Below are 13,305 nucleotides of genomic sequence, written 5' to 3' on the forward strand. Positions count from 1 at the left end.
GATTTCACCCAGCGAGTAGGCGTCGGCGAGATCGGCGACCGCTGCCATCTGCGCATCGGTCGCATCGCCCGGCGCCACGCCGTGCGGCTTCAGCGACAGCGTGACCGCCGCGTAGCCCGACACACGGTGCGGCCGCACGCTGCGCTCGACCCAGCGAGTAAATGCGCGGCTTTCGAGCAGATGCTTTTCGAAGCTCGGATCGGTGTCCGGCAGCTTGTCGTACTGCGGCGGCTGGAAGTACTGCGACACGCGGTCCAGTTCCGTTTGCGTCAGCGTCGACGGGCCGTCCTTCAGGTGCTGCCACTCTTCCTCGACCTGCTGCGCGAACTTCTCCGGCGACAGCGCCTTCACAAGAATCTTGATCCGCGCCTTGTTCAGGTTGTCACGGCGGCCATAGCGGTTGTACACGCGCAGCACCGCCTCGCAATAGGTCAGCAAATGCTGCCACGGCAGGTTTTCGCGAATGATCGCGCCGATGATCGGCGTGCGGCCAAGGCCACCGCCCGCGAGAATGCTCGCGACCACTTCGCCGTCGGCGTTCTTCGACAGATAGACACCGAGGTCGTGAATCTGCACCGCCGCGCGGTCTTCTTTCGAGCCGGATACCGCGATCTTGAACTTGCGCGGCAGCCACGCGAATTCCGGGTGGAACGTCGACCACTGGCGCAGAATCTCGGCCCACGGACGCGGGTCGACCGTTTCGTCGGGCGCGATGCCCGCGAACTGGTCGGCGGTGATATTGCGAATGCAGTTGCCCGAGGTCTGGATGCCGTGCATTTGCACCGACGCGAGCTTGCGCAGGATTTCCGGCGTTTCCTCGAGTTCGACCCAGTTGAACTGGATGTTGGTGCGCGTCGAAAAGTGCCCGTAGCCGCGGTCATGCTCGCGCGCGATGGTCGCGAGCATGCGCATCTGGTCGCTGCGCAGGTTGCCGTACGGAATCGCGATCCGATGCATATACGCATGGCGCTGCATGTACAGACCGTTCTGCAGGCGCAGCGGACGGAACTCTTCTTCGCTCAATTCGCCCGACAGCCGGCGGCGAACCTGATCGGCGTACTGCGCGACGCGTTCATCGACGATGGTCTGGTCGTACTGATCGTATTGATACATTTGGAAATCCTGGAGTAAACGCGGCAATCTCATTGCGCCATGAGATACTTACTGGGACTGGTGCGGCAATGTTTAGCCATAGTTCGACTATAAGGATTTGGCATGCTCACGAATAATACCTTTTTAACATTGCTGCGATACCAATCCGTGATGCCTTAGGCCGTGAATATGCGTCGATTGATCATTCGCGTGTGTCATGGAAAATGGCTGTTTTTTCTGTTTCGTAAAACGTGTGAAAAGGGTGACGATCCTATGATCGAGCTTTTTCGAAAACTGACCACGGACGAGTCAGCCGTACGGCGGACGTATCGGTCATCGAAAGGGATAAATCGTGACAGTGAGTTGTTCCCACTCGCTCCCAACCTGTTGTTCAGTGCGCGCTCATGCTTTCGGCGGCGATACATTGAAAAGAACGATTCGTCGCACTAGGCTTGGCCGTCCAGCATGACCGGGAAAAATCCGTCTACCGTACGCATTGCGATGACGCTGTTGACCGGTGGATCGTTTACCCGGCGAGTTTATGCGTGAAACGCGGTAGGGTTCGAGGCATTGGTTTGTATTGGGCGATGCGTCCGCGCTCGCCGCGTTGAGCGCAACAAACAGTGTTGTGGTGCGGTGTCGCACGTTCGGTGTGAGGACGCCCTCAACGTTGTCAAATCCTATCGAGAACATCGATTCGATGCGGTCCAGAGCGTGGCAGTGGACCTTCTCATCGATACACAGCACCTATGGTCGGTCGAAGGACTAAGCTGTAGTTCGGTTCCGGAATTGAACCGCTGGCTTTGGGCGAAAGAAATATAATACCGCATGCGCTCGTTCATTCTCGTTAAATCGGTGAGGTTCATCTGGCGCATAGGGTATGCTAATGACGAAACCTGCGAGCAATGCCGAAACAAATAATTAAAAATCAACAAACGGTAAAAAAATGCCCGCATGGCGGGCACAAAGGAAACCGTATCATTATTAACGATCAGTCATTAGATGCCTTGTAGGACTTGAATCCAAATCGTTCAAAGATAGAAAGTCCTTCCTTTGACCGGATGAAATCCAGCCAGCGCTGGGCCGCCTCGGCATGAGGTGTACCTTTCACTATGGCACCAGCATATATCGCGGTCGTGTTATCTGCGGTCGGAATTTCAACATGACTGATTGGGTGGCCGATCTGCTCTTGGAATGCAGCTTCGGACTGCCATGTGACACCCGCTTGTACCTTTCCTTGCATAATCCATAGCGGTGTCTGGCGGTGGTGAATATGCGTAAGAATCGTCGTACCATCTGCCACTTTGGTACCGTACACATTGTCGACCAGTTGTTGTCCGCCTGCGCGTTCGAGCGATGTCTTGATCTGTCGCGCGATACCTTCGAACTCTGGATTGGGCATGGCCAGTCGGATGTCAGGCTTACCGAGATCTGTGAGTCCTTCGATGTGTGCGGGATTGCCTTTGGGGACCATGATCGTCAAGGTATTGGTCACGTAAGGCACTGCGGGTCCTTTCAGCAGCCCAGCGTCGATTTGTTTTTGCACCGCATTGAGCCCCGCAAGGAAAACATCCGGCTTAACGCTCCAGGTCATGTTGCCAACAGTTACGGTTCCGCCGGTCTCCATCTGCTTTGCGAGCAGACCGGGTGGAATTGTTTCCCAGTAGATATGACCTTTGTACTTCGGATACCGTGCTTCGAATGCTTGCACGAGCGGAGCCATGGCGAAAAAATAGTTTCCACCAACGTACAGCGCGAGAAGGGGATGAATCGGGTCCCCATGGAAGTCAGCGAGATTGTCTGCGTCAGGCTCGGTAAATAACAGCCCGCGTTTAATTTGGTCGTTGTTTGTACCATGCTGCCACGGTGGATAGACACCTTGATCGGAAGCCGGTTCCATGGGACTCGACGTTTGTGCAAGCGTCGGGAGGGCAGTGAATGCACCGACAGCACACATGAAATAGGCGATCACCACTTTCTTGATTTGATGAAACATCGGGTTGACTCCAGGAATGATGGCCGGGGTTTCGCAGCAAGCGACTTCTCCGCCGCACATGAGCGATTACTCTGGCATCAGTGCGTAACCCTGTTGCTCAAGAGTGGTGACTGTAGTGAGACCCGATAGAGCAAGCGTCACATCCTTGTCAATCCACTCATACTGGAAGTGATGTTCGGCTACTGCCTGACCACAAACGGCTACCGTGACACCCGCCGCCTTCAGTTTTTCGATCAGCGGCAGGTTCGGGTTGGGCACACCGTACTTGGCACGATAGTGAGCGTTATCAAGCGCGAGAGGTGTGGCCGCACCGTAAGCGACCGCCACGAATGTCAGATCCTTCAGAGGAACACCTGCCTCGACATACAGGTTGACTGTGCGGGCCACGTGATCCAGCGCCGGATTAACCTTGCGGGGATTCTTTGCGTCTTGAGTCAGCGCAAAGACCACTTTATAGGTGTGTCCAGGTTCTGGTTTAAACGCACTGTCAGGCAGAAAATGAATGTTACCGTATCCTTGAATTGTGGGTGTTGTCCAGAATCCAGTTGGTTCGGCTTTTGCTGCATGGGCGGAAACCGTTGTAACAGCAACCAACGTAGCAGCAATCAAAGTTCTGATCCTGATCATAGTGATAGTCCTGTATAAAATACTTATCGGGATAAATATAGGTTATCAGTTAACATTATTTACGAAACAAACGCCTTTTCCACTACATAGTGCCCAGGTACCGATTGGTTACCTTCCTCAAAGCCGCGTGCGTCTAGAAGGGCACGCGCATCACGTAACATCGCGGAACTCCCGCACAACATGACGCGGTCTCGTTCTGTTGAAAAGACCGGAAGTCCCGTGTCGGTGAACAGTTTGCCATTTTCAATCAAATCCGTAATGCGACCCATGTTCAAAAAAGGCTCGCGGGTAACCGTCGGGTAATAGATCAATTTCCGACGAATCTCCTCACCAAGATACTCATGTTGAGGTAACGTTTGTGTGATGTAGTCGCGATACGCGAGTTCACGGGTGTACCGGCAGCCATGCACCACGACGATCTGATCGTAGCGGTCGTATACCGATAGATCTCGAATCACGCTCATGAAAGGCGCAAGACCGGTACCCGTGCACAACAACCAGAGAACGCGACCTGGCAGAAGGTTGTCCACAATCAGGGTGCCGGTCGGTTTTTTCCCGATCAATACCGAGTCGCCACAATTCAGGTGCTGTAATCTCGAAGTGAGGGGGCCGTCCGGAACCTTGATGCTAAAGAATTCCAACTCCTCGTCGTAGTTTGCACTCGCGATGCTATAGGCACGCATCAACGGTTTCCCGGCGACATCGAGGCCAACCATGGTGAATTGTCCACTGTCGAAGCGAAACGAGGGGTCTCGTGTGCAAGTGAAACTGAAAAGGGTGTCTGTCCAGTGATGCACAGCTGTGACGGTTTGAGGATTCAGGTTGCTCATGATGAAACGACTCCTTTTAAAATTCGAAACGACTCGGATAGAGAATTGCTGTCCGGCGGAATTTTCAGCGCGAAGGTGGTTAAAGGCATCCTTTGTTATTGGCCAACCACCGAAGGGTACGAGCGCAGTTTAAGGGAGTCTGTGGTTGTGTAAAAATACAATGTTGATATCTCGACCATGCCTCAAGCGTATACCTGTCATTTTTGTCCTGTCAGCAATAAGGATGGAATGGTTAATATAAAATATTAACAAAATATTTTTGCTGGATGTGAGCCGTATTTTCAGACCAATGGCCGGCGTGACATCTCGTCTTTTAGCTAGTTCATTTTCCTGATCACGAGCGCCTGCCCAATTTCAGATACGAGAACCCCGGCAACACAACTAGGACCCATGAGTCCCGTGCGCTAGGTATCGGTCGTCATCCTGCTCGATGATATTGTTCCAGGTTCTTGTCCTGGTGAACTGCAACAAGCGGTGGAGATTGAGATTTACCGGGTGCGGGTGGCGAGACTCGCGCGTTTTCTCAATCGTGCCATCAAGGTTCTACGTCATGTTTACCGATAAATAACGGATTAATCCAAAGTTGCAAGGTAGATTCGCGGAGTGCGAGGAGTCGTCTTCATCGCCTTGTCTACTATCCGATGTAAACGCTACCAGTTTATCTTGGTCTCAACGCATGTCTTCACTTGCATGTCCCGCGATGGCTCTTTAACGCAACGGCAGCAACCGCTGATTCAGGAATTACGCCGTTGAATCATGCCCTCGACGCGCCGTCTCGTTTTCTCAGCTGTCCAGAGTCGCGAGCTTCCCTTTGAGGCCCCCAAACGATGCGTGCATCAGCATTGTGTCGACGGAGCGGTGTATGAAATTTAGCGCGGAAGCGAGCGCCAAATTGCGGCGAACTCAGCTTTCGTTCATATCGTGTCGCACATCATAGCGCATACCCGTGGCTAGACAATATTTATTAACGATCAGCGTTTTTTAGATGGTCGACGTTATGGTGAGTAAATTTTAGATTTAAGATTAAATATCTATGTAAAAACACGAGACAATGATTTGAGTAGGTTGTGCGCTGGTTTTAACTTAACATTAATTATATAAATTTATATAAAGATGTCGAAATTATTATGTTTTATAAGTTGAAACCAATGCATCGCCCATGGTTAGATCTGTCGACGGATACGGGTTCTGTCGTGTTGCGATAGCAATGAGTATCGAGTGATAGGGAAGTGGCTGGGGCGGCGGCAGACAGTTCTTGGGCGATAGGGCGAGAACTTTAGTTGGTCTACGGCGGTTTTGCGGGTTTTGATCGAGAGAATCGGCGAAACGGTTGGCGATCTCGGCTCCAACCGATTTGAGGAGCGGCATCGGGAGAAGCAGGAGAGATTTGATGCGTTGCGGGTAATGCATTGTTTATAGGGCATTCATCACTAGCCCAGTGAGGATTCCCGCAAAAATACTAATTTTATGCGTGGGTGGTCAACTTTTCAAGACAGCCGTATGAACTCCGCGTCGTAGATGAACGGCGTGCAAGAGGAGTTTGAAAACGTAAGAGTTCTTCCTATTGGGGTCCGCTAATACACTGTCATGAACTGGCACGTCACCACGGGTCCGACTGCAGTCAGGTTTTGGCGAAAGATCCGCATAGCGAAAAGGGCACGGGACGACGTCAAGAAAGGTACCTTAATTTGGATTCGCTATATCGGTATTTGCGCGGTCGACATTTGCCGATGAATAGATCGAAGGATCTGTGCACGACAAACTCGATCATCGACGCGGATTGCGCGAGGGGCTGCGGTCGTCGTTGTGGATTGATTTCGGGAAGGGAAGCCTTGCGAGCAGCCTGGCTGAGTTTTACGCGATGGCGAGTTTTTGCCTAGTTAGCAAATGAAGACCGCATGCGCGGTGTGCAAGTGGTTCGACCAACCAACACGGGTTGTATGTGAAATTCAAATGACCTCTGAAAATATCGGACTAGGCACTACCGTCGGCCGCGGAATCGTGGCGTTGATGTGCGCAACTACTGCGTTGCTGTTACAGCCGGACGGTGCTTTCGCGCAGGAAGTTGGTGAACCAGCAGCAGAAGTCGCGCGGTCAGGTTCGGCAAGCGGCATTCCGGCCTGCTCGGCTTGCCACGGCTCTGCTGGTGAAGGAAACCCTGCGGTAGGCTATCCACGCCTTGCTGGTTTGCCTGCGTTATATCTTGAACAGCAATTGACTGAACTGGCCGACGGGACGCGCAACAATCCGATGATGAGTCCTATAGCGAAGCTGCTTTCCACCGGCGATCGGACTGCTCTCGCAGGGTTTTACGCATCGATGCCCGCGCCACAAACCCCGAATTCCCCAAGTGCTGCAAAGACTAGAAACGATGTGGGAGAGCGGATCGCGCTGCGTGGTAACTGGGCGGAAGGGGTGCCGGCGTGCGTCTCTTGTCACGGAAGCAACGGCAGTGGAGTTGGCGACGTGTTCCCTCCGCTTGCAGGGCAGTCGGCGATCTACATCCGAAATCAGATATCGGCCTGGAAGTATGGCAAGCGGGCGCCAGGTCCGCTAGGTCTGATGTCAACGATTGCCCGGAAGCTATCCGATGCTGAAGCGGTCGGTGTGGCTGACTACTTTGCTGCTCAATCGCCGGTTGCGAAAGGAGAGACGCCATGAATTCGCGTGTGGCTTTTCCATTGATCGTGGTGATCCTCGCGATTGCCGCGGTCGGGATTTGGATAGCGGGAGTAGGGCATCGTGAATCATCGAAAACAAAGACAGTCGTCGCGATGTCGACGAAGTCGCACGTGTCGTCTGGTACAGCGTCGGTGCCGGCTGAGCGCCCTATCCCGGATGGCGATTTCGGTCGAGTGATAGAGCAAGGGCGGAAGATATTCAATGATCCGGCAATCTATGCGAAGTCTTTTGTGGGTAATCCATTACGTTGCGCAAGCTGCCACTTGGACGAGGGACGCAAGGCGGGGGCCTCGCCAATGTGGGCGGCGTATGTTTCGTATCCCGCTTATCGCAGCAAGAATGACCAGGTCAACACGTTTGCCGAACGATTGCAGGGTTGCTTCCGTTACAGCATGAACGGAAAACCCCCGCCTCTGGGCGATCCGGTGCTGGTTGCGCTCGAGGCATATGCGTACTGGCTTGCACAGGGAATGACGATTAACCCGAAGATTGCAGGGCGCGGATTCCCCAGTCTGGCGAAGCCGACTTTGGCTCCTGATTATCAACGGGGCAGTCACGTATATACCGCTCGTTGTGCCCTATGTCACGGAGCAAACGGAGGAGGGCAACGTGCGGCTAACGGAAGTTTGGCGTTCCCGCCGCTATGGGGCGACCAGTCGTACAACTGGGGGGCCGGGATGGCCAGTGTCAAGAATGCGGCTGAATTCATCAAGGCGAACATGCCGCTGGGGCTAGGCGGCTCGCTTAGCGATCAGGATGCCTGGGACGTCGCGTTGTTCGTGGACTCGCATGAGCGCCCGCAGGATCCCCGCTATACAGGTTCAGTGGAACAAACTCGTATTCGGTTCCACGATTCGGCGGAGTCCATGTATGGCCAGACAGTCAATGGATACATACTCGGTAGCCACTCGACACCTTCTGGCGGTGTTCTCCAGCGCGGAGAGTGAACATGGGTATGAGCTACTCGGGCGTTGCAACGGAGAGGACAGGCCGGACGCACGCTGCAAATCGCGTGGAGACGCAAGCGCGGCTGGTTCGAATGCATGGCCTCGCCGCGATAGCGACGCTGATTGTATCGGCGATATTCGGCACGATGGTTGCGATCAAGTTCGTCTTGCCCGATTTTCTTGGTGCGCAGCCATGGGCGACGTGGGGACTGCTTCGATACAACCACACGCAAGGGATCATGTTCGGTTGGTTGGGTAATGCGTTTCTCTGTTTTCTCTATTACGCAACGCCGCGGCTTGCGGGGCGGCCGGTAACTGGTGCGAAGCTTGGATGGATTCTATTTGCCTTATGGAACTTCGGGATGGTATTGCCGGGTTGGGCACTCGTCGAGGCAAACCTGCCACATTGGCTGCTCTCTGTAAAACCGCTTGAGTGGACAGAATTTCCGTTCGTGGTCAACGCCGTGACTGAGATCTGCTTTTTGCTCATGATTGTGCAATTTGTATGGCCGATCGTGACTGGACCGGAGCGGGACAGGTTATACGTTTCTGCGTGGTATGTGCTCGGGAGCGTGGTGTTTACGCTGTTGGCGTTTCCGATGGGCAGCATCGTGCCGGAGTTCACCCCGGGAGCAGTAGGCGCGGCTTTTAGCGGACTTTGGATTCACGATGCCGTTGGCTTGCTCGTCACGCCACTTGCGTTGGCGATCGCGTATTACGTCATACCGGTCGTAACCGGGCGGCCGGTATTGAGCCATTTTCTATCGATGCTTGGTTTCTGGGTACTTTTTTTCGTATACCCACTCAACGGCACGCATCATTATGTCTATTCCGCGATTCCTATGGATACGCAGCGCGCGGCCATTGCCGCGTCGGTCTTGCTCGGTTTCGACGTCATCTTGGTGGTTTTCAATCAGTTGGCTTCGTTGGTGGGATGCGGCGCTGTGATGTTTCGCGACGTGCCACTACGCTTTGTCTGGGTCGGCGTTGTGCTTTATCTTGTTGTTAGCATTCAAGGGTCGGTGCAGGCTCTGATGCCCGTGCAGCGAGTCATTCACTTCTCCGATTGGGTGATTGGACATTCGCATCTGGCGATGCTTGGTTTTGCGACGTTCGTTGCTGTAGGTGGGATGTTGCATGTGTGGCAGCGTACACCCGGCGCTCGCTACCACAACGGTCTGGCGAGCGTTGCGTTCTGGTTACTGCTAGGCGGATTACTTCTGATGGTCTGCGATCTCACGGTCGCCGGCCTTGTGCAAGGGCATCTCTGGGCAGAACCAGCGCCGTGGATGGACTCAGTCAGGGCATCCATGCCGTACTGGTGGTGGCGCGTGGCATCCGCAGTACCAGTGCTGGCCGGATTTGGCTGCTTGATCGCGTCAATGCTTAGCGGTCCCCGGATACCGACGCTGGAGGATAGGTGATGCTGAAAATCTTACCGCGCCGCGGATGGTTTGGGACAAGTCAGGTTATTCTATTCATTGCCGGCGTCGGTTTTTTTGCACTGTCCGTGGTGACGCTCGGCGTGCTGCCCGGGCTAGAGTTGCTGCGTGCGATTCACAACGACGCGCCAGTGACGTTAAGCCCCTATACCGAAGCGCAACTGCGCGGCCGCCATATTTACGCTACCCAAGGGTGTGCCTACTGCCATTCACAGCAGGTCCGCAACACAATGGAGGACGTCAGTCGCTGGGGGGCTCCGACGGAGGCGTGGGAAACCAAATACGATACGCCACAATTGTGGGGTACGCGCCGCATCGGACCGGATCTTGCGCGAGAGACGGGCGTGCGAAGTGCCGACTGGCAACTCGCGCATTTATATAATCCAAGGCTTATCGTGCCGGATTCCGTTATGCCCGGTTATCCCTGGATGTTCAACGGCAGCGCTGCACGCCCAAATCGTGATGCGCTCGATCTGATTGCGTATTTGGACACACTAGGTGCCGCTAGGCGTGAGGCGGGGTGTGATGCCCGGGTGGCGCGCCATGCCGGAACAGGGCCGATGATGAGTGAAGGGGCCGCAATCGCGTGCGTAACGCTTGACGCGAGCAAGTCTAGCGCGCGTCCGATTCAACCTGGTTCGACGGGTTCGACTGAAACATTGCCCGCTGGAGATAGCAGACAGGGCCACGCCCTCTTTCAGCAATCCTGCGCGGGTTGTCACGGTGAGCGGGGTGACGGAAAGTCTATCGTCGCCGCAGCCCTACATCCCGCCCCTGCAGATCTAACACAGGTGACGTACTCGGACCGCGCCTTGCGAAACATTCTCGAAAATGGCGTGAGCGGCTCGTCCATGCCTGCATGGCGTGATCTGAGCAAGCAGCACATGGCGGACATTATCGCTTGGCTCCATACGATTGACCGTGCGAAAAATGAAGATGCTCCGCCAATTTCGATTATCGCGCAAGGCGCGCGCGTGTACGCCAAAGAGTGTGCGGCATGTCATGGGGTGAACGGCGACGGGGATGGTCCGGTTGCACCATTGATTCAGCCGAGGCCTTTTGATTTTACTCAGGCACGTCCATCTGCGACTGCTATCGAGAAGGTATTGCGAGTCGGCGTTCCCGGCACGGCAATGCCGGCGTTTGCCGGCCTGACTGAACGCGATCGCACTGCCGTGACTGCGTACATCCGCTCGGTTTATGAAGAAGCTGATGTGCGCGCGCCTGCCGCAGCACAGGTGGAACGGCACTAGGTTTCAGGAGAAGTCCATGTTCGTGTTTATTGTATGGGCGTTAATATCGGTGGTTGCAATCGTCTCGTGCGTCTGGGCGTTTTCGCCGGCTTACCGACATCGGATCGAGCTTCCCAAATACACTTTCCTGGAACTCGAGCGCGCATTGGATCATCGTTTGAACGTTCCCGACAAATGGCCAACATTTAATGAAGAAAGTGACAGAACGTCCTGAGTTTATATCGTACCAGACGACACGCTAACGGGCGTTTCCATTGTCGTTCCCGCCGAATGTACGCCGCGAGGAATTTGGCTTGATGAGTTCTGCACTGCCTTGGACTGTGACTTTCCTCGGGCTCGCCTCCGAATATGGCACTGGGAGAACTGCGTTGCATGCATGCGGCCGGAAGGGCGCTGGCACCGGAGGAAGGAGACCGCTGTAGTTGAGGTGATGGTCGGTTTCGCTTGACTGCGGACGGACCCTCGAATGGATGGCATTCGTCTCGGCAATATGCCGAGGTCATTTACAGTGACTCCAGAAACGGCTGCGGCGGATTCCGTAATCTCGTTGGTCAACCAGTTGACGATCGACACACTCGGTTTATTTTACCTGAGCTGAATGGTGATCCTAGGCAATTCGCAGCGCATTCACGGACCGTTCGATTTGCTGAGGTCGATTTCAAGTTGCTGGTGGCAAACCGATTGCTTGAGCGACGTTCGCACACTTGCGGCGTTGAGCGGGCGGCGCGGCCGTGTTCTCGCTGCGCAGCTGGACTACAGCGCCATTTGGCGAACCATCAGACTCGTCGGTGTGAACTCGCGCTGACTTCTTTCCCGGTCACTTTTCTCCATGAATTTCACACATTTATTGGCGTTTTATGAAGTGGCCCGCGCAGGAAGTGTTAGCGGAGGATCCGAGCAGTTGCGGGTCAGTCAGCCAGCCGTGACACGAGAGATTCGCGAGCTTGAAGATCGACTCGGGACGACCTTGTTCGATCGCCTGCCCCGAGGTGTCGCAATGACAGAGGCGGGCTCCATATTGTTCGAGTACGCAGAGAGAATTTTTTCCCTAGCTGATGCTGCCGAGGGACAAATGAAGGAGCTGGTGGGGTTAAGTGCGGGCCACATAAAGATCGGCGCGAGCGGCACACTTGGCGTTTATCTAGTGCCGGACATGATTGCGCGGTTTAGCGTAAGTTTCCCGAAGGTCACGGTGGATCTCACGGTGACGAACACGAAGCTTGTGGAGGCCGGACTGCGGGATCGCGCATTTACGCTCGGGTTTATTGAGGGGCCCTTCGACGACACAATTCTTCACGCGCGTCATATCGGCACCGACGAAATCGCGATCATTGCCGCACCGGAACATCCGAGAGCTGCGTCTCGGCTTCTTTCGCAGGAACTAACCAATCAGGCCGTGATTATGCGCGAGCCGGGCTCAGGCACGCGAGCGATCGTTGAGGACGCATACTCCCGCGTTGGTCTTCGGATTGTGCCGCTTATGTCTGTTAGCAATACAGAGGCAATCAAACGGATGCTGCTCGCACAACATGCGCTGGCTTACGTCTCGGTCCTTAGCGTAAAAGACGAACTGCGCCGGGGCGAACTTACGATAATCGAAGTGGCGGATTTACGAATTGAACGTCCACTGTACATGGTATGGACGAAAGGGCGGGCGATGTCGCCAAGCAGCAAGGCATTGTTCGATCTGGTAGTTGCTACGGCTGCTGCGTACGGGGGCTAGATACTATAGAGGGGCCGAGGAAGTAAGCCTCCAGGAGTAAAACGAGGATTCCGATACCTGTTGTCCGAGAGGAGTACGCAAATGGATGCGTCTCGCACGGCCCTTCACGGGCAGGATACAACCATCACCGGATCGCTGTATGTCGCCTTCGAACTGGGCGACAGGAGCTGGAAACTTTCGCTGGGCGATGGGGTACGCGCACCGAGCCGCTGCATGGTATCTAAACTCGAAATCGTCTTCTCGAGCACGTCATCCCCGACTTGCTGCTTCACGCATTGGCGCCAACGCTCTGCAGCTCATGTGAATACTGATCAAGGTCACCTCGCTTGGAGGCTATCTGAGACGGTCCACCGATGCGCCTCTAGATGCTATGTGGGAGGGCAGTGACAGGAGCCCGACTGGGAGTAAAACGGAGTTCCACACTCGTTTTCTCCGAAGGAGCACACAAATGGATACGCCGGACACAGCCCTCCGTGGGCAGGATACGACGGTAGCTGGCCGCCTGTACATAGCCTTTGAACTGGGTGAGAAGAACTGGACGCTCTCGCTGGGTGATGGCCAGCGTGCGCCCAGCCACTGCACGCTCGCCGCGGGTGATGCCGCCGCGGTTCTCACCGTCGTCGCGAACGCGAGAGCCCGTTGTCACCTCAGCGCCGACACACCCGTCTACAGCTGCTATGAGGCAGGCCGCGACGGTTTCTGGCTGCACCGCT

9 protein-coding genes and 2 pseudogenes are annotated in these 13,305 nt (G+C 54.9%); 7 read left to right on the forward strand and 4 right to left on the reverse strand.

The features are described from left to right. The 4 genes from HV796_RS37340 to HV796_RS37355 form a co-directional block, all read right to left on the reverse strand. Positions 1–1,113, reverse strand: a 1,113-nt coding sequence (locus tag HV796_RS37340; RefSeq protein WP_175232862.1) for a nitrite/sulfite reductase, incomplete at its 3' end; no start/stop codon positions are given. Positions 1,114–2,083: 970 nt separating this feature from the next. Continuing rightward, a complete protein-coding gene (locus HV796_RS37345) occupies positions 2,084–3,088 on the reverse strand; it encodes a substrate-binding domain-containing protein (RefSeq protein ID WP_175232863.1) in 1,005 nt (334 codons plus the stop codon). A 66-nt stretch (positions 3,089–3,154) separates the two neighbouring features. After that, on the reverse strand, positions 3,155–3,715 hold the full coding sequence (locus HV796_RS37350; RefSeq protein WP_175232864.1) for a DsrE family protein: 561 nt from the start codon (positions 3,713–3,715) through the stop codon (positions 3,155–3,157). A 59-nt stretch (positions 3,716–3,774) separates the two neighbouring features. Next, positions 3,775–4,545, reverse strand: coding sequence for a ferredoxin--NADP reductase (locus tag HV796_RS37355; protein WP_175232865.1), 771 nt, complete (start codon positions 4,543–4,545; stop codon positions 3,775–3,777). A gap of 1,953 nt (positions 4,546–6,498) precedes the next feature. Between HV796_RS37355 and HV796_RS37360 the strand changes: the two genes are divergently transcribed. The 7 genes and pseudogenes from HV796_RS37360 to HV796_RS37385 form a co-directional block, all read left to right on the forward strand. After that, a complete protein-coding gene (locus tag HV796_RS37360) occupies positions 6,499–7,206 on the forward strand; it encodes a c-type cytochrome (RefSeq protein ID WP_175232866.1) in 708 nt (235 codons plus the stop codon). Beyond that, complete coding sequence (locus HV796_RS37365; protein WP_175232867.1) at positions 7,203–8,174, forward strand: c-type cytochrome; 972 nt, start codon at positions 7,203–7,205, stop codon at positions 8,172–8,174. The genes HV796_RS37360 and HV796_RS37365 overlap by 4 nt, the downstream gene beginning before the upstream one ends. A 2-nt stretch (positions 8,175–8,176) precedes the next feature. After that, positions 8,177–9,598, forward strand: coding sequence for a cbb3-type cytochrome c oxidase subunit I (locus HV796_RS37370; RefSeq protein ID WP_217478117.1), 1,422 nt, complete (start codon positions 8,177–8,179; stop codon positions 9,596–9,598). After that, positions 9,598–10,869: a cbb3-type cytochrome c oxidase subunit II gene (locus tag HV796_RS37375; protein ID WP_175232868.1), complete on the forward strand. Its 1,272-nt coding sequence runs from the start codon at positions 9,598–9,600 to the stop codon at positions 10,867–10,869. The genes HV796_RS37370 and HV796_RS37375 overlap by 1 nt, the downstream gene beginning before the upstream one ends. Positions 10,870–11,698: 829 nt before the next feature. Next, positions 11,699–12,592 (forward strand): LysR family transcriptional regulator, encoded by an 894-nt coding sequence (locus HV796_RS37380; RefSeq protein ID WP_175232869.1) that lies wholly within the window; start codon positions 11,699–11,701, stop codon positions 12,590–12,592. Between the two features lie 81 nt (positions 12,593–12,673). Beyond that, positions 12,674–12,811: pseudogene (locus HV796_RS46110) on the forward strand (IS110 family RNA-guided transposase); the annotation flags it as partial. A 229-nt stretch (positions 12,812–13,040) separates the two neighbouring features. Then, positions 13,041–13,305 (forward strand): annotated as a pseudogene (locus tag HV796_RS37385) (IS110 family RNA-guided transposase); the annotation flags it as partial.

The organism is Paraburkholderia humisilvae (assembly GCF_902859855.1).
Classification (GTDB): domain Bacteria; phylum Pseudomonadota; class Gammaproteobacteria; order Burkholderiales; family Burkholderiaceae; genus Paraburkholderia; species Paraburkholderia humisilvae.

Excerpts from the sequence above, each read along its gene's own strand:
- HV796_RS37370 (WP_217478117.1), top strand. The coding sequence starts at position 8,177 with ATGGGTATGAGCTACTCGGGCGTTGCAACGGAGAGGACAGGCCGGACG.
- HV796_RS37355 (WP_175232865.1), bottom strand. The coding sequence starts at position 4,545 with ATGAGCAACCTGAATCCTCAAACCGTCACAGCTGTGCATCACTGGACA.
- HV796_RS37350 (WP_175232864.1), bottom strand. The coding sequence starts at position 3,715 with ATGATCAGGATCAGAACTTTGATTGCTGCTACGTTGGTTGCTGTTACA.
- HV796_RS37380 (WP_175232869.1), top strand. The coding sequence starts at position 11,699 with ATGAATTTCACACATTTATTGGCGTTTTATGAAGTGGCCCGCGCAGGA.
- HV796_RS37360 (WP_175232866.1), top strand. The coding sequence starts at position 6,499 with ATGACCTCTGAAAATATCGGACTAGGCACTACCGTCGGCCGCGGAATC.
- HV796_RS37375 (WP_175232868.1), top strand. The coding sequence starts at position 9,598 with ATGCTGAAAATCTTACCGCGCCGCGGATGGTTTGGGACAAGTCAGGTT.
- HV796_RS37345 (WP_175232863.1), bottom strand. The coding sequence starts at position 3,088 with ATGTTTCATCAAATCAAGAAAGTGGTGATCGCCTATTTCATGTGTGCT.
- HV796_RS37365 (WP_175232867.1), top strand. The coding sequence starts at position 7,203 with ATGAATTCGCGTGTGGCTTTTCCATTGATCGTGGTGATCCTCGCGATT.